Raw genomic sequence first — 23,315 nt, forward strand, 5'->3', positions numbered from 1 at the left:
GAGGTAAGAATGAAAGTTTTAAAAATAGAGGTATGGGAAGATGCGAGAAGGGTTTTGGTTTATGTTGAATATGAAGATGATTTTGATAAAGAAGGTCTAAAGGCAAGGCTTAGAAGTCAAGTAGACCGAAATTTTAATTATGAGATTATTTTGATAAAAATTTTTAACGATAAGTCGATAAATGGATTTTTACATAATAGCTATGAATCATTTCTTGAATATGTTAAAGTTACTAATCCAATGTTACATCCAATTTTCTCTGTAATGCCTAATTCGGTTGATGATAAGCTGATCTTTACCTCTTCTAACGATTTTTTAATAAGAAGGTTTAATGAAAATAATACGAATTTAGAACTTGAAGCTTTTATAAAATCTTTTTTTGGTATAGATGTTAAGATAGAAATTATCCATGGAATTCAACATAAAGAGCATATTAAAATTAAGGATGATGTTTTTGTTAAAGATAAGAGCACTAATTTTGTTCAAACTGATTCAAATATTTTAAAGAGTAAAGAGAGGCAGATTAAATATTCAGATGATTGCGTTATTGTTGGGAAACAAATTTCTGAAAGTGCAATTGAAATATCTTCAATTACTATTCCTGAAAAAAATATAGTTATTCAGGGATGTGTTTTTAATCAGAAAGTTATAACAACTAGAACGGGTAAAGAAATTCTTAATTTTTATATTAATGATGATACTTCATCTATAAATGTAAAATATTTTTTGAAATCTAAAGATAATGGAGAGATCTTAGATAAAATAAAAAATGATTCTAACATTAAAGTTAAAGGTGAGGTTGTGTTAGATAGATTTACAAATGAGTTGGCTATTATTGCGTATAATATTAATTCAATTAATAAGATTGTGCGTAAAGATGTTTATGAAGAAAAGCGTATTGAACTACATACTCATACAAACCTTAGTACTATGGATTCTGTAATTAATGTTAATGAACTATTTAAAACTTTAAAAGAGTGGGGGCATAAATCTGTTGCGATCACTGATCATAATGTTGTTCAAGCATATCCTAGTATCATGGATGCATCTAAAAAATTTGGAGTTAAACCGATTTATGGTATAGAAATTAATATGATTGATGATTTGAAACCTCTTATTAATAATACAGATTGTAAGACAATTAATGATACTTTTGTTGTTTTTGATATTGAAACTACGGGGTTTTCAAATGTTAGTGAAAAAATAATTGAGATTGGTGCTGTTAAAATTAAAAATGGAGAGATTATAGATGAGTTTTCGACTTTTGTTAATCCAGAGAAAGTCATACCATTTAATATCACAGAACTTACATCTATAAGCAATGAGATGGTGGCATCTGCTCCTGTTATTGAAGATATTATTGGAAAGTTTTATGATTTTTGTTCTGGAGCTGTACTTGTTGCTCACAACATAGATTTTGATATGTCATTTATTAGGCGAAATGGTGATAAATTCGGATATAGTTTTAAAAATTCTTTGCTTGATACTATAGACATATGTAAACTTTTGTTTCCAGAACTTAAGAGATATAGGTTAAATGTGGTTGCGAAACATTTGGCTATACCTCTTGATAATCATCATAGGGCGGTGGATGATGCTAGAGCAACTGCGATCATTTTGATTAAATGTTTTGAAATTTTAAAATCACGGGAAATTTTGAGTTTAGATGATTTGAATAAAGAGTATAAAGAAAACATAGGAACATCAAAATTCTTTACATATCAAGCTATATTGCTTGCAAAAGATTATACGGGATTAAAAAATATATATAAGCTTGTGTCTAAAGGGCATTTGGAATATTTTTTCAAAACATCAAGGATTCCAAAGAGTGAGATATTAAAGCATCGGGAAGGTATATTAATAGGTTCATCTTTTAGGGAGGGTGAAATATTTAAGGGGATTACTGATTATTTGGACAAGGATAGAATTGATAATTTGGTAAATTTTTATGATTATTTTGAAGTTTCTCCACCTATTAATTGCACTGAGCAAATTAAATCTGAGAGATTTAAAGATCATAAAGAAATTGAAGATATTGTCTTTGAAATTTATAATTTGGGGAAAAATAATGGGAAGTTAGTTGTTGGAGTTTCAAATGCTCATTACATAGAAAAGAAAGATAATATTTATAGAAATATTTTGAGGGTTTGCCAGAATTTTAAGGTTAATTTGGATGATACAAGTTTGTATTTGAGAACTACGGATGAAATGTTTGAAGAATTTAAGTTTTTACCAAAAGATATAAGAAATGAAATTATAATTTCAAATCCAAATAAAATCAATGATATGATTGATGAAATTTTGCCAATACCAAATGGGACTTTTCCTCCTAAAATAGATGGAGCAGATAATGAAATAAGAACTATGACTTATGAAAAGGCACATTCTATTTATGGAGAAAATCTTCATCAAATAATAAAAGATCGACTTGATAAGGAATTGAATTCAATTATATCAAATGGTTATGCTGTGCTTTATTTAATCGCACATAAGCTTGTTAAAAAGTCATTAGATGATGGATATTTGGTTGGATCAAGGGGGTCTGTTGGTTCTTCAATTGTTGCGACATTTTGTGGAATAACGGAAGTTAATGGACTTCCACCTCATTATGTTTGTTCAGAATGTAAACATACAGAATTTATATCAGATGGTAGTGTAAATGCAGGGGTGGATTTGCCACCTAAAAATTGTGTGAAGTGTGGTACTGAATATTTAAGGGATGGATTCGATATCCCTTTTGAAACATTCTTGGGATTTGACGGAGATAAAGAGCCAGATATTGATTTAAATTTTTCGGGAGAGTATCAACCATTGGTACATAAATACACTGAGGAATTATTTGGTAAAGGTTATGTTTTTAGAGCTGGAACTATTGGAACTATAGCTGATAAAACAGCCTATGGATACGTTAAAAAATATTTAGAGGAAATGAATATTACTGTACCTCAGCCAGAGATTGAAAGATTGTCTAAAGGTCTAACTGGAGTTAAAAGAACAACCGGTCAACATCCAGGAGGTATAATGGTTGTCCCTAAAGATAATGATATTTTTAATTTTACACCAATACAACATCCTGCGGATGATATTGAGGCTGATGTAATAACAACACATTTTGATTACCATTCTATAAGTGGTCGTTTGCTTAAACTTGATATTCTTGGACATGATGATCCTACTATGCTTAAGATGCTTAAAGATTTGACTGGATTAAATCCTCAAGAGATACCATTGAATGATGAAAAAGTTCTTAGTTTATTTACTGGGGTATCTGCACTTAATATGGATAGTGGATATATAGATTGCTCTGTTGGGACGCTTGGGATTCCTGAATTTGGAACTAAATTTGTTCGTCAGATGTTACTTGATACAAAGCCAACTACATTTTCGGATCTTGTGAGAATATCTGGTTTATCACATGGGACTGATGTTTGGATCAATAATGCACAAGAATTTATTATGAAAGGATATACAACTTTGAAAGATTGTATATCAACAAGAGATGACATAATGGTTTATTTAGTTTATAAGGGATTACCGGCTAAAAAAGCATTTGATATTATGGAAAGTGTACGTAAAGGTAAGGGTTTAACGCAAGAATATGAGGAGATAATGGCAGAAAATAAAATAGAATCTTGGTATATTGAATCTTGCAGAAGAATTAAGTATATGTTCCCTAAAGGTCACGCTGTGGCTTATGTTATGATGGCTGTTAGAATTGCTTATTATAAAGTTTATTATCCTATTGAGTATTATACAGCTTATTGTACTGTTAGAGCTGATGAGTTTGATGCAGATTTAATTTGTAATGGAGCAGATCTTATTAAAGAAAGGATTGGTCAATTAAATGCTTTAGGAAATAATTTAACTCAGAAAGATAAGGGACTTTTAACCATACTTGAAATAGCGTTAGAAGCATATTCACGAGGTATTAAATTTCATAAAGTTGATTTGTATAGATCGCATTATAATGATTTTAAAATAGAGGATGGCGGGATACTCCCACCTATTAAAGCATTGCAGGGCGTTGGATTAACTGCTTCAAAAAATTTATACGATGCGAGTAGGTTTTGTGAATTTATATCTATTCAAGATTTGAAAAATAGAGCAAAGGTATCTAAAACTGTAATTGAGACACTTCAATCTCATGGATGTATAAAGGATTTACCAGAGAATAATCAATTATCTATGAATTTAGATATTTTTTAAAAGTTCAAATTTATTTTTGTGAAATTTAATAAGTCCTTCATCCCTCATTTTACATAAAATGTTAGATAAAGCACTTCTATCAACTGATAAATAATCAGCTAACTCTTGACGATTGAATGGTATTTTAAAAGTATTGTTTTTAAATAATATAGCACACTCAGAAAGATAAGATAATATTTTTTCTCGTGTGCTTTTTTGTGTTATATGCTTTATCTTGCGAGTTAGTGTTACGTTTTTATTTGCAAGCATTTTAACTAAATTCTGAATAAGAATTTTGTGAAATTTGCAGGAGAATGTATATATTGTTAAAAGTTTATTGCAGTCAATTAATAAGATGTTGCTATTTTCTCGTGCTATTATTGAAATAGGAAGAGAGTTTACGTCTGCGTATGAAAATGATTCTGCAAAAACTTCTCCTGTTTGTAATACTGAAAAAATTGTACGTTTTCCCCAATAGTCTTCTTGAATAATATTGGCACTTCCTGATAAAACAATGCCAATATATTGAGGTTTGTCTTCCATATTTAAAATGGATACGCCTTTTTTGACATTTAAAAATTTTGCATTTAAAGAAGAAAGTACATAATTTAAGTCATTTTCTTGTATATCTTTAAAAATTAAACATTCTTTTAGTATAGATAAATAATTTTTCATTTTTTCTTCTCCCGTTGTTTTAACAACTAAAAATTTTTTCATAGTGTAGTATAATGAAAACTTAAAGTCAAGTTAATTATGAGAATTAATGGAGGATTTTTATGAAAGAAATGTTTTGCTTTCAATGCGAGCAGACAGCTATGGGAGAAGGATGTACTGGAAGATCAGGTATATGTGGGAAACAAAATCATATAGCTAATATTCAAGATAAATTAACAGTAGATTTAATTGAATTATCACAAATTGTAAATGATTGTAAAAAAACAGATAAGATTGATCGTTTGATATTAGAAGGATTATTTACAACAGTAACTAATGTTAATTTTGATGAGGAATCTATTCAAAATTTAATTAAAGAGATTGAAAATATAAAAAAATCATTGTTACAAGAAAATTTTAGAAATAAATTTGAGTTTAATTTTGATATATTTTCAGTATGGAATGATGATGAAGATATTAGATCTTTAAAATCATTAATTTTGTTTGGTATTCGCGGGATGGCCGCATATACTTATCATGCTTATTTGCTTGGATATACAGATAGAAAAGTATTAGATTTTTTTATAAAGCTATGATTGCCTTATTCAGTGATTTAAGTTCAAATGAATTATTTAATTTAGTTATTGAAACAGGTAAGATTAATTTAAAGTGTATTGATTTGTTTAATAGAGCCAATACTGAAAGTTATGGAATACCAAAACCTACTCTTGTTCCGCTAACAATTGAGAAAGGTCCGTTTATAGTAATTAGTGGACATGATTTACTTGATTTGAAGTTACTTTTAGAACAAACAAAAGGTAAAGGGATTAACATTTATACACATGGAGAAATGTTACCAGCACATGGATATCCAAAATTGAAAGAATATTCTTATTTAAAAGGTAATTTTGGTACAGCATGGCAAAATCAACAAAAAGAATTTGAAAATATACCTGCACCGATTTTATTTACAACAAATTGTATTATGCCTGTAAAAGATAGTTATTATGATAGAGTTTTCACTACAAATGTCGTGGCATACCCTGGAATGAAACATATTGATAATAAAAAAGATTTTACACCTGTAATTGATAAATCGCTTGAACTTGCAGGATATAATAAAGAATATATTATAAAAGGTATTAATGGAGGAAGTATAGTAAGTACTGGTTTTTCTCATGGATTTGTTTTATCGATTTTAGATAAAGTAATTAATGGTGTTAAATCTGGGGTAATTAAACATATTTTTTTAGTTGGAGGATGTGACGGAGCTAAAATAGGACGAAACTATTATACTGATTTTGTTAAAAATACTCCAGATGATACTATTATTTTTACGTTGGGTTGTGCTAAATATCGTTTCAATGATCTAGATCTTGGTGAAATTAATGGAATACCTAGGATTATGGATATGGGACAATGCAATGATGCTTATTCAGCGATTCGAGTTGTATTAGCTTTAGCACAGACACTTGAGTGTGATGTGAATGACTTGCCTATTACATTAGTATTATCCTGGTATGAGCAAAAAGCTGTGGCTATTTTACTTACATTGCTATCACTAAATATTAAAAATATTTTTATTGGTCCTAGTTTACCTGCTTTTATCTCAAAAAATATATTGAATGTTCTTATTGAAAAATATAATATTACACTAATTTCTACAGTTGAAGAAGACTTAAATAGTATATTAAAGTGTATACAGTTCTAATATTTAATAGTTGCAATGATAATATAATTGTGCTATAATCCAAAAATAAGATGTTTATTTACATTATTTATTTGAGGGAGAGTAGGTCTTAATGCCTACTCTCCCTGTATTTTACGATGTAAAATTTTTATAATAAAAGAGGAAGGTAGTTTTGGATAGTTTGGTTAACTTGATTAGAGAAAATATTAGTAGCACTATAAATGATATAGGATATAAAATTTATCATATTGAGTATGTGAATGAGTTGGGTCACAATTATCTAAGGGTGATGATTAACCATAATGATATAAGCGAGAAAATCACTATTAAAGATTGTGAAATTGTTGCGAAAACTATCAATCTTATTATAGATGATCTCGACATAAAGGATAAATTTTTTTTAGAAGTGTCTTCTCCTGGGATTAATAGAAAGTTATATACTCTAGATCAAATGAAGGACGTAATAAATGAGCGGGTTTGTGTTAGATTGATTAAAAGTTTTGAGGGAGATAAAAAATATATTGGAACTCTAATTGATGTAAGTAATCGTAGTATTAAAATTAAAATTGAAGATAAAGAATTAGAATTTGACCTTGATATGGTAAAAAATATAAATTTAGAGGAAATATCTTAGGGGGATATCCATGAATAAAGAATTTATAGATGCACTTAAAATTATAGTTAAAGATAAAGGAATCAGTGAAGATTTAATCTTCACAACAATAGAGGATGCTCTTATCGCAGCATATAAGAAAAACTATGCTAATCAAGGAGCCTCTCAAAATGTAAAAGTAACGATGAATAGAGTTACTGGTGAAATAAAAGTTTTTGCACAGAAATTAATTGTGGAATCGATTCGATATTCTTCTTTGGAAATTATTTTAGATGATGCTCAAAAAATAAGTCCCTATTATAATATTGGAGATATATGTGATGTTGAGGTTACTCCAAAAAGCTTTGGACGTGTTGCAGCTACGCTTGCAAAGCAAGTAGTAACTCAAAGGATTAAGGAAGCAGAACGTGATTTGTTATACAAGGAGTATGTGAAAAAAGAATTTCAAATTATAACAGGTAAAGTTCTTCGTAATGATAAAGATCATGTATTTATAAATATAGGGCGTATTGAAACCATTTTAAGAACAAGTGACAAAATTCCAAAAGAAAAATTTATGATGAATGAGAAAATAAAACTTTATGTTTCAGAGGTTATTAATTCACCAAAAGGAACTCAAGTTCATGTTTCGAGAACTGATCCAAATTTTGTAAAAAAATTATTTGAATTGGAAGTTAGTGAAATACAAGAAGGTATCGTTGAAATTAAAAATATTGTTCGTGAAGCGGGTGCTAGAACAAAAATGTCAGTTTTTTCTAATATGGAAGAGGTTGATCCTGTAGGAGCGTGTGTTGGAGAGCAAGGTCTTAGAGTAAGAAATGTTGTTAATGAACTTAAAAATGAAAAGATTGATATTATAAAATGGAGTGAGGATCCTGAAGTATACATATCAAATGCCTTGAATCCCGCTAGTATATATAAGATTTCGCTTGACTCAGAAAAGAAATTAGCCGATGTTATAGTTGATGATTCCCAACTTTCTTTAGCTATAGGTAAGGAAGGGCAAAATGTAAGGTTGGCCGCTAAATTAACTGGATGGAAGATAGATATAAAGGCATTATCAAAAGTTGAAAATTCTTTACATGAAAGTAATGCAAAAGAGGAAGAGATTTATGGAAATAATATTGTCGATGTTAATGAGGAGATAATTCAAGAGGAAATAGTTAATGAAAAATAAAGAAGTTTTACTTAGAAAATGTATCGGATGCAATGAACGACGTAACAAATATGAACTAATAAGAATATGTAGGACTCCTGACAAAACAATTAAAGTCGATGAAACTTGTAAAGCGGATGGCAGAGGAGTATATGTTTGTAAAGATAATTTAAAGTGTTTAGATAAAAGTATTAAGTTTAATAAGATTTGTAGATCTTTAAAAATAGAAATTCCGCTAGAGATTATAAATGAATTACAAAAGAAATTAGAAAAAATTTAGAATTTATATTAGGGAGGTAGATTTTATGTCCAAAGTTCGAATTTATGAGTTAGCGAAAGCTGTAAATAAATCAAGTAAAGAATTAATATCGATTCTTAAAGATGAATTTGATGTAGACGTAAAAAATCATATGAGTGTTTTAAGTGATGAGGATAGCGAGCTAATAAAAGAATATTTTGAGATAAAGGATAATGATTCTGAGTTAGAAGATGATATGTATAACAAAGAACAAGAAAATGTTTTTAAAAATGATATTGTTCAAGAGTACGAAGACATTATAATTGAGCAAATTGATAAGCAAACTTCGAAAAATAAAAACAAGAATAAGAATAATAAAAAACAATCCTCATTTAAAAACAAGAAAAATGTAACAACTTATGAGAGTGATAGTGAAGTAAATGATGGGATTTTGGAGATTGGTAGAACTATAAGTGTTAAAGATCTCGCACAAAAACTCAATAAATCAACAGCAGATGTTATTAAAAATTTAATGTTTTTGGGTTTAATGGTTTCGATAAATCAAGAGATAGATTTTGATGTTGCAAAAAAACTTTGTGACAAATATGAAGTTGAATGTATCCAAAAAGAAGAAAGTTTAAATAATGATAAGTATGAATTAACGAATGATTTGAATGAAGTTAAATCAGAAAATTTATCAAAAAGACCTCCGATAATTACTGTAATGGGTCATGTAGACCACGGAAAAACATCTTTACTTGATTGTATTAGAAAAACAAATGTATCACAAAAAGAAGCTGGTGGAATAACTCAACATATTGGAGCTTATAAAGTTCAAGTTAAGGATGAAATTATAACTTTTATAGACACACCAGGACATGAAGCCTTCACACAAATGAGAGCTAGAGGTGCTAAGGTTACAGATATAGTTGTCCTTGTTGTTGCAGCAGATGACGGAATAATGCCTCAAACAGTTGAAGCTATAAATCATTGCAAATCTGCTAATGTACCAATAATAGTTGCCGTTAATAAAATTGATAAACCTGAGGCAAATGTTGATAAAGTTAAACAAGAACTTACTGAATATGAAATTGTAGCTGAAGATTGGGGAGGCAATACAGTATTTGTAAATGTTTCTGCAAAAACTGGAGAAGGTATAGAAGAATTATTAGAAATGATTGTATTAACTGCAGATATACAAGAATTAACTTCAGATAAAAATTCACCTCCAAAAGGCACGGTTATCGAATCTAGACTCGATAAAGGACGTGGACCTTTAGCAACGTTACTTGTTCAAGATGGAACTCTTAGAATTGGAGATTGTGTTGTTGTTGGTAATGCATATGGTAAAATTAGAGCGATGTATGATGAAAATGATATAGCAATAAAAGAAGCAGGTCCATCAATTCCAGTACTTATTCTTGGCTTAAATGAAGTTCCAGATGCTGGAGATAGATTTGAGTTTGTAAAAGATGAGAAGATTGCTAGACAAATTTCAAATAATAGGAAGCAACAAATTAAAGATAACCAAACGAAGAATTCAAAAGTATCTCTAGAAACTGTTTATAGTCAAATTAAAGATGGAACAATAAAAGAGCTTAGCGTAATAGTTAAATCTGATGTCCAAGGATCTTCAGAAGCATTAAAACAATCTTTGGAAAAACTATCGTCAGAGAGTATTAAAGTTAAAGTTATTCATAGTGCAGTGGGAGCAATTAATGAGAGTGATATTATATTTGCTAGTACATCAAATGCTATAATAATTGGATTCAATGTAAGACCTGATAATAATGCTCTTTCTTTAGCTGACAAAGAGAAGGTGGATATAAGAACATATAGACTTATATATGAGGCTCTTGACGATATAAAATCAGCTATGATTGGACTTTTAGATCCGGATATTAAAGAAGTATATCTTGGACGTGTTGAAATAAGGCAAATATATAAAATATCTAATGTTGGAACAGTTGCAGGTTGTTATGTTTTAGATGGTAAATTAACGAGAAACTGTAATGTAAGAATTTTGCGTCAAGGTGTTGTTATTTTTGAATCTAAGTTGTCATCTTTAAAAAGGTTTAAAGATGATGTAAAAGAAGTTAATAAAGGATATGAGTGCGGTTTATCTATAGAAAATTTTAATGATATAAAGGAAGAAGATATAATTGAAGGATTTGAAATGAAGGAATTCAAAAGAAATGACCTTTAATTAATATAGAGGTGATAAATTTTGGGAAAGTTTAGAATAGATAGAGTTAACGAGGAAATAAAGAAAGCGATAAGTTCTTGCATACAAAATGATTTGAGAGATTCAAGGATTACAGGATTAATAACTGTAACAAGAGTTGATACTGCTACGGATCTTAAAACTGTAAAAGTTTATCTAAGTGTTTTTGATAAGAATAGGAATGAAATATTTGAAATTTTAAAGAAGTCTGTTGGTAAAATGAAAAATTCAATAGCTAGAAATGTGAAAATCAGATTTATTCCTGAAATTGATCTAAAGATGGATAACTCAATAGAGTATAGTTTTCACATTGATGAAATATTGAAGAAAACCAATAAAGAGGATTTTAATAATGATTAAATTTGATGATATCAAATCCTTAATTAAAGATTCCGAAAATATAGGACTTAGCTATCATGTATCACCTGATGGAGATGCGGTTGGTAGTTTGTTGTCCTTATATTTTGCATTAAAAAAATTAAATAAAAATGTAACGATTTTCTCTAAAGATAATTTAACTAATACTATCAATTTAAGATTTTTACCATCAATTAACGAAATAGATGGGATGAATTATTTCGTAACTTCGGATATTGATCTTTTAATAATTTTAGATTGTGGCAATGTCGAAAGGGTTTCGTGTGAAGTGGATTTCGACAAGACTACAACGCTTGGAATTGATCATCATATTAGCAATGATATGTATTGTACTTATAATTTTGTGCAAGGCGATGCTAGTTCTACTGGAGAAATTGTATTTGATATTATAAAAAATTTAGGGATCGAAATAGACCAAAATATTGCAAAATGCATTTACACATCTATAATGACTGATACTGGTGGTTTAAGATTTGAATCTACATCGCAAAAAACTTTTAATATAGTTGGTGAATTGGTTGCGACTAAGTTTGATTTTTGGAATACATATGAGCAATTATTTTTATATAAAACATTTTCAAAAGTTAAGCTTTTAGGATTGGTTTATAATGAATTGAAGTTAGTTGACAATCAAATATGTGTTATACATGTAACAAATGATATGCTAAATAAATCAAACTCCACAGATGAACAAACAAATGATATTGTAAGTTATGGATTAACTATTGATGGAGTTAGAGTGAGTATTTTAATTAAAGATTTTAATGGTAAACACAAAGTTAGTTTGAGAAGTAAAGGGTGTATAAATGTTTGTGAAATAGCTAAAAAATTTGGCGGTGGTGGACATATTAAAGCATCTGCATTTGTTACTGATTTGAAGAGAGATGTTATAGAAAGAATGTTGGTTGAGGAGTTTAGGAATCTTTTAAAATGATGTGTGGAGTTATAAATGTTTATAAACCTCAAAATGTTACTTCAAATTACATCGTAATAAAAATCAAGAAGTTGTTAAACACAAAAAAAGTTGGTCATACTGGAACTTTAGATTTATTAGCTTGTGGTGTGTTACCAATCTGTATTGGTAATGCTACTAAAATAAGCGAATATTTGATTAATAAAGATAAAGTTTATAGTGTTAAAATAAAATTTGGAATTTTAACAGATACATATGATTGTGAAGGAAGTATAGTAAAAAGGGATTTGGAATTTAGGCTAGATAAAAATAAATTGTTAAGTATTATAGAAAATTTTGTTGGAACACAAGAACAGGTTCCACCGAATTATTCTGCTTTAAAGATTAATGGGAAAAGAGCGTATGAACTTGCGAGAAATGGAATTGAATTTAAACTTAAAGCTCGAAAAATATCAATCTATTTTATAAAGGATATTGTTATTGATGAAAAGAATAATGAATGTTCTTTTATTGTTAAATGTTCTAAGGGTACTTACATAAGAAGTTTATGTAAAGATATTGCAGATAAAATGGGTACATATGGGACTATGACTTTTTTAGAAAGATTGGAGAGCGGAAAGTTTAAAAAGGATACGGCGTTAGATTTTGAAACTATAGATGATGATAAAATCAAAAAAAATTTGATACCTATTGATGATGTTCTCGATTATCCCAAAATTGAAATAAATGACCCCACTGCTATAAAACTTTTGACAAATGGAGTTTCTGTTAAAAATCCAAATTATATAAATGAAATTGCTGAAGGATTGTATTTGCTTTATGTTAAGGGGAGTTTGGTAGGTGTTTGTGAGCGAAATATGCTTTCTTTAAGTGTTACTAAATTTTTAAATCAAAGGTAATAGTTATGAAAATAATTGATTCAGTTAATGAAAAAATAAATGATAGTACTGTTTTATGTATTGGGAATTTTGATGGAGTACATAGTGTTCACCAAAAGATAATAAACAAAGTCATTCAAGATGCTAAAAAAAATTACTGTAAAAGTATGGTTATAACTTTTAGACAACATCCTATGTCATTTTTAAATCCTAATAATGTTCCTAGAATATTGACACCCTTGAATGAAAAAATTCGAATATTTAAAGAAATGGGAGTGGATTATTTAGGGCTTTATGATTTTTTGGAAGTTAAAAATATTCCCCCAAAACAATTTGTAAAATATTTGGTCAATAATTATGGGATGAAAAAGATTGTATGTGGATTTAATTTTAGATTTGGATATAATAATGTGGGAAACATTCAATATCTTAGTGAGCTTAGCAAAGAATTTGGTTTTGATGTAGATATTATTGAACTTTTGAATTTATACAACAAAAAGATAAGTAGTACAAAGATACGATCTTATATTAAATATGGCGATATTGAAAAAGCTAATGATTTTTTAGGTAGATTCTTTAGCATTACAGGTGAAGTTATTCGTGGAAAACAACTTGGTAGAAAATTAGGTTTTCCAACTGCAAATTTAAAATATGATGCTAAATTTTGTATACCACAAAATGGTGTGTATTCAACTATAACGGAATTTAATGGGTGTAAGTATGCATCTATGACAAATATAGGATATAATCCTACATTTAGGAACAAATATATTTCCATTGAAACTTTCATATTAGATTTTGAAGGTGACCTATATAATCAAAAAATTAAAGTTAATTTTATAAAAAAATTGCGTAACGAAACTTTGTTTTCGGATGTACATGCACTTATAGATCAACTTGAAAAGGATAAAATAGACACTATAAATATAATAAAAAAATATTTAAAATGAATATAATATTTGTTATACTTAAGGTATGCAAACCTTGAACTAGGTTTTAGTTCTAGAAACTATAACTTGGTTTTGGGCGATTTATAGGAGGATAATTTTATGATAAATAAAGAGAAAAAGCAAGAAGTAATTAAACAATATTCTAGACATGAAAAGGATACGGGATCTGCTGAGGTTCAAATAGCTTTACTTACAAAAAGAATTTCTGAATTAACAGAGCATTTAAAAGTACATAAAAAAGACCATCACTCAAGAAGAGGTTTACTTATTATGGTAGGTAAGAGAAGAGGATTGTTGAACTATATAATGAAACAAGATATTGATAAATATAGAAGCCTGATTAAAGATTTAGGAATTAGAAGGTAAATTATTTTGTAGTAAGAGCGGTTTTTTATCCGCTCTTAAATTTATATAAAACAAAGAAGGAGGAAATGTTTAGTGCTGAATACTTTAGAAACCATATTTGAAGGTAGAAAGTTATCTCTTAAAATTGGAGATTTGGGCATGTTATCAAATACTTCAATTATTGTAAGTTATGGAGATACATGTGTACTTGTTAATGCTAATGCCTCTGAAAAACCGAGAGAAGGTATAGATTTTTTTCCATTGAGTGTTGAATATGAGGAAAGATTATATTCGGTTGGTAAAATTCCAGGTGGATTTATAAAAAGAGAAGGTAAACCATCTACTCAAGCTATATTAAATGGAAGAGCTATTGATAGACCATTAAGACCATTATTTCCTAAAGGATATAGGAATGATGTTCAGGTAGTTTGTACAGTTATGTCTGTTGAAAATGATAATTTACCAGAAATATTAGCTATTAATGCAGCCTCATTGGCGTTGTGTATTTCTAATATTCCGTATACTGATCCTGTTGGAGCAGTTATGGTTGGCTTAGTTGATGGAAAGTTTGTGATAAATCCAACATCTAAACAAAGAGAAGAAACTAAGTTGAATTTAACAGTATGTGCAACTAGAGAAAGAGTTATAATGATTGAAGCTGGTGGATGTGAAATATCAGAAGATATTATGTATAACGCAATAAAGTTTGGGTTTGATGCTTGTCAAGAATTAATCAAGTTTCAATTAGATGCTGTCAAAAAATATGGAAGAGATAAGCTTGAGCCTGAACTTTATTCAGCTTCGGATGAATTATCAAAAGAAGTGTATGAATTTTGCTACGATAAGATTAAAGACGTTATGTATACAACTGATAAAATTGAAAGAGCAGAAATAATGGGTGATCTTAAGAATGTAATTAGTGATCATTTTAAAGAAATATATCCAGACAACATGATGGATGTGAATTATGTTGTTTACAATATTCAAAAAGAAATCGTTAGAAAAATGGTATTAGACGAAAAGAGAAGACCAGATGGGAGAAATTTTGATGAAATAAGACCTATATCATGTGATGTATCTATACTTCCTAGAACTCATGGAACAGGATTATTCACACGGGGACTTACTCAAGTATTAACTATAGCCACACTTGGACCGCTTGCTGATGTTCAAATTATTGATGGAATTGGAGAAGAGGAATATAAAAGATATATGCATCATTATAATTTTCCATCATATAGCGTTGGAGAAGTTAAGCCACTTAGAGGGCCAGGAAGACGTGAGATAGGACATGGAGCGTTGGCAGAGAAAGCACTTGAGCCATTAATACCTCCAACAGAAGAGTTCCCATATACTATACGTTTAGTATCTGAAGTTTTAAGCTCGAATGGTTCAACATCACAAGCTTCTGTTTGTGGAAGTACACTTGCATTGCTTGATGCAGGAGTTCCAATAAAAAGACCAGCTGCGGGTATAGCAATTGGATTGTTTACTAATGATGATTTAACAAGAGAAGAAATTTTGACCGATATACAAGGGGTAGAAGATTTCTTTGGCGATATGGATTTTAAAGTTGCAGGAACAGAAAAGGGAATAACAGCTATACAAGTTGATACAAAGATAAAAGGATTATCGTGGGATTGTATTAAAAAAAGTTTGGATTCAGCTAAGAAGGCTAGACTTGAAATTTTGGATAAGATAAATAAATGTATTCCTAAGCATAGAAATGAGTTGTCTGAATATGCACCTAAGACTAAACTTATAAAAATTGATCCAGATAAGATAAGAGATGTAATAGGTATTGGTGGTAAAGTTATAAATAAAATTATTTCTGATGCTAATCTTAAGAAGCAGGCGATACATATAGAGGATGATGGACGTATATTTATTTCGGATTATGATATCAATAAGATTAATTACGCATTAAATCAAATAGAGATTATTACAAAAGAGATTAAGGTTGGAGAAGTTTATTTTGGAAAAGTTGTTAAGATAACAAATTTCGGTGCTTTTGTTGATATTTTTAATGGTAAAGAAGGATTAGTTCATATTTCTAAGCTTTCCAACAAAAAGTTTAATAAAATTGAGGATGCTGTTTCTGTTGGAGATGAAATATTAGTTAAGGTAATTGATATTGATTCACATGGAAGAATTAACTTATCTAGAAAAGATGTTTTGGATGACAATAAGCAGGAACAAAAAGATAATTAGGACTATAAAACAGAATAATTTTATAAGAAAGCAAGAGATGAATATCCTTGCTATTTTTTATTTTTTAAGTACTAAAAAATAAAAAAAATAATACCTTATATTAGGAGGTAATAGCTATGCATAAAAAAGATAAACCTTATAGTGAAATACAACGCTATGAAATTATTAATATAAGTGATGCAGAGAAATATGGAAGTTTATTTAATCATGACTTAATTATTGATAAGTATGGAAATTTTAAATTTATAGCTTTAAATATAGGAAGAGGGGGAAACTCATTTTTTAGAAATTCAAAACAATTTTATAAAATACCGTGGAGTTCAATAAAAAAAATAGGAACAAAAACAATTATAATTGATTTTGATAATATAGATGAAAAATTACTTGATTCAGACGCTTATTAATTTAAAGATGGGGTTTAAATAACTATGGAGCTTATATTACAAAAGTTTGGTGGAACATCAGTACAAACAAAAAAATCTAGATTAATGTGTATTAAAAAAGTAGAGCAATCTTTGAAGTATAATAATAAATTGGTTGTAGTTATATCAGCTATCGGAAGAAAGGAAGACCCTTATTCTACAGATATGTTATTATCGTTAATTTCAGATAACTTTAGAAAAAGATATCCAAAATATACTGATAAATTAATAAGTTGTGGCGAAATAATTAGTGCAATAATATTTGCATCAGAACTTAGAGATAGAGGTATAAATGCAATTCCTGTTGTAGGTAAGGATATCGGAATAATTACTGATGATAACTTCGGAAATGCGAATATTTTAGAAATAAATACCGAAAAAATAGTTTCGTTATTGAATGATGGAATTGTACCAATAATTGCTGGATTCCAAGGAATAACAAGTGATGGAGATATAACAACATTAGGTAGAGGCGGAAGCGATATATCTGCCGTTAAATTGGCTGAAGTCTTAGAATGTAATAAAGTTCAATTTTTTAAAGATGTTGATGGACTTATGACTGTAGATCCTAAGATAGTCGTTAATGCAAAATCTATTGATGAGATAAGTTATGAAGAACTATTTGAACTATCTATTTTTGGGAATAATATTATTCACCCAAAGGCTGTTAAAATTGCGATGGAAAGCAATATACCTATCGTAATTAAAAATACATTCAATGATTTTAAAGGGACTGTTATAAATAATAATTCAAAAGATAATGATGATGTATTTAAAGGAATGACTTATTTAAAAAATTGTGTGCAGATAAAAATATTTAGAGATGAAAATAAGGAAAATCAAAATTATTATAAGGTGTTTCAAGAAATATCAACTAAAAATATAGTCATTGATTTTATAAATATTTTTACAGATCACAAGATCTTTACCGTGTATAAAAAAGATTTTGGTGATATTATAAATATTTTGGACAATTATAATTTGAAGTACTCTATTATAGAAAATTGTTCCAAGATTGGTATAGTTAAAGCAAATCTTAAAAATGTTTCTATAACTATGGCTAAACTTATTGAGCTTCTTCATAAAGAAAATATTGAGGTTATGCAAACGAATCATTCTAATATGAGTATTTGGTTGCTTGTTAAAAATGATGATCTTGATAAGAGTCTTAATGCTATTCATAATAATTTTTTCGTTACAAATTAAAAATTAGCAGGTCGTATTGGACTTGCTAATTTTATTTTTTGTATAAATTAAGTTTTTGTTCACAAAATAATAAAGATATTTTTGTTTATCAATTGAAGGGAGTAAAAGTTATGTTTTATGATATGCCTAGCATTTATAAGAATGCTTTTCAATTTTTATCGGCAACAGGACAGTTAGGAGATGGAAAAGATCAAAAATCGGATCCAACTGAAACAGCAAAGAATATTAAAGATTTTGGTATGATTGAAGTTGTAAATTCACAAGATCCAGCGAATTATATACAGACAATAAATATAATTGGACAAATTGAAGGTCATGGTGTTGCATCTCCTCAAACAAAAAGCACAAAGTATGAGCACGTTATACCTCAATTGATTGCTATGGAACAAAATCCAAATGTAAGAGGAGTTCTTATAACTCTAAATACTCTTGGTGGGGATGTTGAAGCTGGACTTGCTATAGCTGAAATGATAAACAGTTTAAGTATGCCTACGGTATCTTTGGTTTTAGGTGGAAGTCATTCTATTGGAGTGCCTCTTGCGACTGCGTCTGATTATGCCTTTATAACACCATCAGCAACGATGATATTACATCCTATTAGAATGAATGGGCTTATTATTGGGGTTCCACAAACGTTTGATTATTTTAAAAAGATGCAAGAGAGAATCAATGATTTCATTGTTAGGACAAGTAGTATTAAAAATGATGTTTTAGATAAGTTATTACAACAGACGGGTGATTTGTTAAATGATATGGGTACTATTTTAATTGGACAAGAGGCTGTTGATGTTGGATTGATTGAAGAAGTTGGTGGGATAACTGACGCACTTAAAAAGTTGAATTCTATGATTAAGGATAAAGAAAAGGAAAACAAATCTATTGAAGAGAATAAATAAAGATAAGTAATTTATTATTGAAATAATTGTATATTTATGACAAAATATTTTGTACTAAATATTTCTTTTCAATAAAGTATATATAAGTTTGAAATAAGTTTTAAAGAGGTTTTGGGAAATATGAGCAAAATATCTAACGTAGACAAAAAAAATGTAGACAAAAAGAAAGAAATCACAGGAGTTGTATTAATTTTAATTGCATTATTGTTGATAATAAGTTTCTATAGTAATACAGATGCGTTTTTACTTGTTTTTATTAGAAATTTAGTCAATAATGGCATTGGTGTTGGAGGATATGTATTACCAATTCTAATTGGATTTATTGGTATTGGGTACATTACAAAAAAGAAAATCAAAGACTTCAACAAAAAGTTTTATGCACTTGTTATTTCTCTGGTAACACTTTATCTTATCATAAGTTTAATAACTTTAGACAAGTTTAATAGCAGAACATATCTTTCTACACTTCAAGCTGTTATGTCAAGTACTTCTACTTTTCATGGTGGAGTATTGGGTGTTAGCATAATGCGTTTATTTAAATCATTTATTGGTTTTGCGGGCAGCTTAGCTTTATTAATTACGGTTCTTATTATCAGCATTATAGTTATATTTGATAAATCTTTATATGATATAGGACAAATTGTCAAAAAAAAAATAAGTGATATTTCCAATAAAAGGAATACTGACAAAAATGTATTTGAGAATAATAACTCAAAAGAATCGAAGAAAATAAATGATAATGAGATGCATATAAGTAAAAAGAAAAAGAGCAATGCATCCATAGTTAAGTTTTTATCTAAATCATTATCCCTTGAAGAACCTCAAGAAGTTTCAAGCATCGTTAAAGAAGAATCAGATGAAGAATCTTTAAGAGAAATTTGTGAAGAACCTCTTTATGAAGAAGATAAAGATATTCCAATTTATGAAGAAGATAAAGATATTCCAAAAAATAATGACAATAATAATGAACAAATTATATCTAACGATTTTAAAGAAAATAAAACTAACAATGAATACACTAGAATTAGTTATGACGATATTAATAATGCTTTAGAAGATATAGACACAGATGATTCCTATGAAGTTTCTGAAGAACTTAAAAGAAAAAAGGAATTGCTTCAAAAAACATTGGATGATTTCAAGGTGAAGGCTGAAATTAAAAATGTACAAAAAGGACCAGCAGTAACTAGATATGAAATAGAGCCACATAAAGGTGTGAAAGTAAGCAAGATATTAAATTTATCAGATGATATAGCACTAGCACTTGCTACTAGTGGAATAAGAATTGAAGCTCCAATCCCTGGGAAATCACTTGTTGGAATCGAGGTTCCAAATGATGTGGTTTCTATGATAAAATTTAAGGAGATTATAAATTCTGAAGAATTTAATTCTTCTAAACTTAAAATTGGTATTGGACTTGGTAAAGACATAAGTGGCAAAAGTATTGTTGCAGATCTTGCTACTATGCCACACTTGTTAATTGCTGGAGCTACTGGTTCGGGTAAATCAGTTTGCATAAATACAATTTTAATAAGTATATTGTGCGAATATCTTCCAGATCAAGTTAAAATTATACTTATTGACCCTAAGGTTGTTGAACTTAATGTTTATAATGGAATTCCTCATCTTTTGATACCAGTTGTGACAGATCCTAAAAAAGCATCTCATGCGTTAAATTGGGCAATAACTGAGATGACAAGCAGATATAATAAATTTGCTGAAAAAGGAGTTAGGAATATAGATAGTTACAATGAGTTGTATAACACAGGAGAAATTGATGAGAAAATACCGTACATAGTTATTGTAATTGATGAGCTTGCTGACCTTATGATGGTTTGTCATAATGAGGTTGAAGATGCTATAGCAAGACTTGCACAAATGGCTCGTGCTGCAGGAATGCATTTAGTAATAGCGACACAAAGACCTTCTGTTGACGTTATAACTGGAGTTATTAAAGCGAATATACCATCTAGAATATCTTTTTCCGTTTCTAGTTCTGTAGATTCACGCACGATTTTGGATCAATCTGGAGCTGAAAAGTTATTGGGTCGTGGAGATATGTTATTTTATCCTATGGGATACTTGAAACCTCAACGTGTACAAGGTGCATTTATTTCGGAATCTGAGGTTGAAAAATTTGTAGATAGTATAAAGAAAAATTACAAATCAAAAGTTGAATATAATGAAGAAATTATTGAACATATAAATAATGCTACTTCAAAAGTTGAGGTTGGAAATTTTAAAGGGGATGAGTTATTAGAAGAAGCTATAAAAATAGTTGTACAATCTAATATTACAACTACTTCATTTCTTCAAAGGAGACTTAAGATTGGATATAATAGAGCGGCAAATTTAATAGAAGAAATTGAAGCTAGAGGCATTATTGGAATAGGTCCGTCTGGTAAAAAAGAGGTTTTAGTAAAAGAGGAAGATTTATTTTAAATTATTTTTTGTGAGTGAGGAAACAAAAGTGAAAAAATTAAAATTAGGTGTTATAAGTCTTGGATGCGATAAAAATACGATCGACACAGAAATGTTTTTAGGAAGTTTGGTTGATAAATTTGAAATTACATTAAATGAGGAAGATGCAGATATTTTAATAATAAATACTTGTTCGTTTATTGAATCTGCAAAACAGGAATCTATTGATACCATACTTGATATTAGCAAGTATAAATCTAAAAATTTGAAGGTTCTTGTGGTTACTGGATGTTTATCAAAAAGATATGGAAAAGAACTTTTTGAAGATATTCCAGAGATAGATATACTCCTCGGAGTTATGAATTATGATAATATACTTAAGTACATAGAAGATTTTATTAAAACGGGCAATAGAATCATTGATAATGAAAATAAAGAAAATACAATATTTGAAGCAAATAGAATTTTAACAACTCCTAAGCATTATGCATATTTGAAAATTTCTGAAGGATGCAATAATAATTGTACTTTTTGTATAATTCCTAAAATTAGAGGGCGTCATGTGAGTAGAAGTATTGAAAGTTTGGTAAATGAAGGTAAACTTCTTGCGACTCAGGGAATTAAAGAACTTATATTGATAGCTCAAGATATAACAAAATATGGTCTTGATTTATACGGGGAAAAAAGACTTATACAACTTATTCGTGAATTGTCTAAGATAGATGGGATCAAATGGATAAGACTCCACTATGCTTATCCAGAAGATATAGATGATAATTTAATAGAGGAATTAAAAATAAATTCTAAACTTTGCAAATATATTGACATTCCACTACAACATGTTAGCGATAAAATTCTAAAAAAAATGGCGAGGCATACGAGAAAAGATAAAATTTATAAACTTATAGAAAAATTGAGAGAAGTTCCTGATCTTGTTATAAGAACTTCTTTAATAGTAGGCTTTCCAGGAGAAACACAAGAAGACTTTGAAATGCTTGAAGAGTTTATAAAACAAAAGAACATAGACAATATTGGCGTATTTACATATTCGCAAGAGGAAGATACTGTTGCAGCAACATTTGATGATCAAATTGATGAAGATATTAAAATTAAAAGACGTGATACAATTATGAGAATTCAGCAAAAAAATTCAAAAGAACTGCTTGAGAAAAAAATAGGAAAGAAATTTGAGGCTGTTGTTGATTCTAAAAATGATGATTATTACATTGGGCGACTAAATTTTCAAAGTCCTGGAATTGATGGTATAATTTACATAAAATCTAGTCATAATCTAAATATAGGAGAATTTGTTAATGTTAAAATCGTGTCTTGTATGGAGTATGACTTTATAGGAGAGGTTATTTAATGAATTTACCTAACAAATTAACTGTATTAAGGGTGTTAATGATACCTGTCTTTTTAATATTATTGAATTTAAATTCTAAGATAGGTGTTTTAGGAGCATTAATTATTTTTATATTGGCATCTATTACTGATCAATTAGATGGTTATATTGCAAGAAAATATAATTTAATTACTGATTTTGGGAAGTTTATGGATCCTTTAGCAGATAAATTATTAGTAGTAGCAGCTTTCATTTCATTTGTGGATTTGAAGATGGTGGAACCTATATTAGTTATAGTTATAATTTCAAGAGAATTTATAATTACGGGGATAAGACTTGTATTATCGACTAAAAGTGGGGAAGTTGTGGCAGCTAATATTTATGGAAAACTAAAAACTGTTTTTCAAATTTTGGCAATAATATTTCTTTTGATAGAACTATATCTTATTAATTTTGTTAGTGGTTCATCTTTTATAAATATAGTACAGGTAATTGCAGATGCAACATTTTATTTGTGTGTAATTTTAACTGTTTTATCTGGATGGGATTATATTAGAAAAAATATTAAAGTATTAAAGGAGAGTCTGTAA

Annotated in this window: 18 protein-coding genes and 1 pseudogene; 18 read left to right on the top strand and 1 reads right to left on the bottom strand. The window is 28.8% G+C overall.

Going from position 1 to position 23,315, the window contains the following annotated elements; translation table 11 throughout:
- Positions 1–9 precede the first annotated feature (9 nt).
- Positions 10–4,206 (top strand): PolC-type DNA polymerase III, encoded by a 4,197-nt coding sequence (locus RATSFB_RS03300; protein ID WP_014094630.1) that lies wholly within the window; start codon positions 10–12, stop codon positions 4,204–4,206.
- Here the strand turns inward: RATSFB_RS03300 and RATSFB_RS03305 are convergent.
- Positions 4,192–4,902 carry a Crp/Fnr family transcriptional regulator gene (locus RATSFB_RS03305; RefSeq protein ID WP_242821424.1) on the bottom strand — a complete coding sequence of 237 codons (711 nt, stop codon included), beginning with the start codon at positions 4,900–4,902 and terminating at the stop codon, positions 4,192–4,194. The genes RATSFB_RS03300 and RATSFB_RS03305 overlap by 15 nt on opposite strands.
- Positions 4,903–4,961: 59 nt before the next feature.
- Here RATSFB_RS03305 and hcp point away from each other — a divergent pair.
- The 17 genes and pseudogenes from hcp (at position 4,962) to pgsA (ending at position 23,315) form a co-directional block, all read left to right on the top strand.
- A pseudogene (hcp, locus tag RATSFB_RS03310) lies at positions 4,962–6,550 on the top strand (hydroxylamine reductase).
- 151 nt (positions 6,551–6,701) lie between these two features.
- Complete coding sequence (gene rimP, locus RATSFB_RS03315; RefSeq protein WP_014094632.1) at positions 6,702–7,163, top strand: ribosome maturation factor RimP; 462 nt, start codon at positions 6,702–6,704, stop codon at positions 7,161–7,163.
- 10 nt (positions 7,164–7,173) lie between these two features.
- Positions 7,174–8,319: a transcription termination factor NusA gene (gene nusA / locus RATSFB_RS03320; RefSeq protein ID WP_014094633.1), complete on the top strand. Its 1,146-nt coding sequence runs from the start codon at positions 7,174–7,176 to the stop codon at positions 8,317–8,319.
- Complete coding sequence (gene rnpM, locus RATSFB_RS03325; protein WP_014094634.1) at positions 8,309–8,578, top strand: RNase P modulator RnpM; 270 nt, start codon at positions 8,309–8,311, stop codon at positions 8,576–8,578. The genes nusA and rnpM overlap by 11 nt, the downstream gene beginning before the upstream one ends.
- Positions 8,579–8,603: 25 nt before the next feature.
- Entirely contained in the window at positions 8,604–10,742 is a 2,139-nt protein-coding gene (gene infB, locus RATSFB_RS03330; protein ID WP_014094635.1) for a translation initiation factor IF-2, read from the top strand.
- Positions 10,743–10,763: 21 nt separating this feature from the next.
- Positions 10,764–11,120, top strand: a complete 357-nt coding sequence (rbfA, locus tag RATSFB_RS03335; protein WP_014094636.1) for a 30S ribosome-binding factor RbfA — start codon at positions 10,764–10,766, stop codon at positions 11,118–11,120.
- A complete protein-coding gene (locus RATSFB_RS03340; RefSeq protein WP_014094637.1) occupies positions 11,113–12,072 on the top strand; it encodes a DHH family phosphoesterase in 960 nt (319 codons plus the stop codon). Before rbfA ends, RATSFB_RS03340 begins: the two co-directional genes overlap by 8 nt.
- The gene (truB, locus tag RATSFB_RS03345) at positions 12,069–12,950 is read left to right on the top strand and encodes a tRNA pseudouridine(55) synthase TruB (protein ID WP_014094638.1); all 882 of its coding nucleotides are present in this window, start codon (positions 12,069–12,071) and stop codon (positions 12,948–12,950) included. The genes RATSFB_RS03340 and truB overlap by 4 nt, the downstream gene beginning before the upstream one ends.
- A gap of 5 nt (positions 12,951–12,955) precedes the next feature.
- Complete coding sequence (locus RATSFB_RS03350; RefSeq protein ID WP_014094639.1) at positions 12,956–13,879, top strand: bifunctional riboflavin kinase/FAD synthetase; 924 nt, start codon at positions 12,956–12,958, stop codon at positions 13,877–13,879.
- Positions 13,880–13,981: 102 nt separating this feature from the next.
- Complete coding sequence (gene rpsO / locus RATSFB_RS03355; RefSeq protein ID WP_044035644.1) at positions 13,982–14,245, top strand: 30S ribosomal protein S15; 264 nt, start codon at positions 13,982–13,984, stop codon at positions 14,243–14,245.
- Positions 14,246–14,317: 72 nt separating this feature from the next.
- Positions 14,318–16,435: a polyribonucleotide nucleotidyltransferase gene (locus RATSFB_RS03360; protein WP_014094641.1), complete on the top strand. Its 2,118-nt coding sequence runs from the start codon at positions 14,318–14,320 to the stop codon at positions 16,433–16,435.
- 116 nt (positions 16,436–16,551) lie between these two features.
- Positions 16,552–16,839, top strand: a complete 288-nt coding sequence (locus RATSFB_RS03365) for a YlmC/YmxH family sporulation protein (protein ID WP_014094642.1) — start codon at positions 16,552–16,554, stop codon at positions 16,837–16,839.
- Between the two features lie 24 nt (positions 16,840–16,863).
- The gene (locus RATSFB_RS03370; RefSeq protein ID WP_014094643.1) at positions 16,864–18,063 is read left to right on the top strand and encodes an aspartate kinase; all 1,200 of its coding nucleotides are present in this window, start codon (positions 16,864–16,866) and stop codon (positions 18,061–18,063) included.
- Between the two features lie 110 nt (positions 18,064–18,173).
- Positions 18,174–18,959: a ClpP family protease gene (locus RATSFB_RS03375; protein ID WP_014094644.1), complete on the top strand. Its 786-nt coding sequence runs from the start codon at positions 18,174–18,176 to the stop codon at positions 18,957–18,959.
- Between the two features lie 120 nt (positions 18,960–19,079).
- Positions 19,080–21,401, top strand: a complete 2,322-nt coding sequence (locus tag RATSFB_RS03380) for an FtsK/SpoIIIE family DNA translocase (RefSeq protein WP_014094645.1) — start codon at positions 19,080–19,082, stop codon at positions 21,399–21,401.
- A 28-nt stretch (positions 21,402–21,429) separates the two neighbouring features.
- Positions 21,430–22,746, top strand: coding sequence for a 30S ribosomal protein S12 methylthiotransferase RimO (gene rimO, locus RATSFB_RS03385; protein WP_044035645.1), 1,317 nt, complete (start codon positions 21,430–21,432; stop codon positions 22,744–22,746).
- Complete coding sequence (gene pgsA / locus RATSFB_RS03390; RefSeq protein ID WP_014094647.1) at positions 22,746–23,315, top strand: CDP-diacylglycerol--glycerol-3-phosphate 3-phosphatidyltransferase; 570 nt, start codon at positions 22,746–22,748, stop codon at positions 23,313–23,315. Before rimO ends, pgsA begins: the two co-directional genes overlap by 1 nt.

It is taken from the genome of Candidatus Arthromitus sp. SFB-rat-Yit (genome assembly GCF_000283555.1).
Classification (GTDB): Bacteria; Bacillota; Clostridia; order Clostridiales; family Clostridiaceae; genus Dwaynesavagella.

Coding starts and splice junctions, on each gene's coding strand:
- RATSFB_RS03375 (WP_014094644.1), top strand. CDS start 18,174: ATGTTTTATGATATGCCTAGCATTTATAAGAATGCTTTTCAATTTTTA.
- infB (WP_014094635.1), top strand. CDS start 8,604: ATGTCCAAAGTTCGAATTTATGAGTTAGCGAAAGCTGTAAATAAATCA.
- RATSFB_RS03350 (WP_014094639.1), top strand. CDS start 12,956: ATGAAAATAATTGATTCAGTTAATGAAAAAATAAATGATAGTACTGTT.
- truB (WP_014094638.1), top strand. CDS start 12,069: ATGATGTGTGGAGTTATAAATGTTTATAAACCTCAAAATGTTACTTCA.
- RATSFB_RS03365 (WP_014094642.1), top strand. CDS start 16,552: ATGCATAAAAAAGATAAACCTTATAGTGAAATACAACGCTATGAAATT.
- rnpM (WP_014094634.1), top strand. CDS start 8,309: ATGAAAAATAAAGAAGTTTTACTTAGAAAATGTATCGGATGCAATGAA.
- nusA (WP_014094633.1), top strand. CDS start 7,174: ATGAATAAAGAATTTATAGATGCACTTAAAATTATAGTTAAAGATAAA.
- pgsA (WP_014094647.1), top strand. CDS start 22,746: ATGAATTTACCTAACAAATTAACTGTATTAAGGGTGTTAATGATACCT.
- RATSFB_RS03305 (WP_242821424.1), bottom strand. CDS start 4,902: ATGAAAAAATTTTTAGTTGTTAAAACAACGGGAGAAGAAAAAATGAAA.
- RATSFB_RS03380 (WP_014094645.1), top strand. CDS start 19,080: ATGAGCAAAATATCTAACGTAGACAAAAAAAATGTAGACAAAAAGAAA.
- RATSFB_RS03370 (WP_014094643.1), top strand. CDS start 16,864: ATGGAGCTTATATTACAAAAGTTTGGTGGAACATCAGTACAAACAAAA.
- RATSFB_RS03300 (WP_014094630.1), top strand. CDS start 10: ATGAAAGTTTTAAAAATAGAGGTATGGGAAGATGCGAGAAGGGTTTTG.
- RATSFB_RS03340 (WP_014094637.1), top strand. CDS start 11,113: ATGATTAAATTTGATGATATCAAATCCTTAATTAAAGATTCCGAAAAT.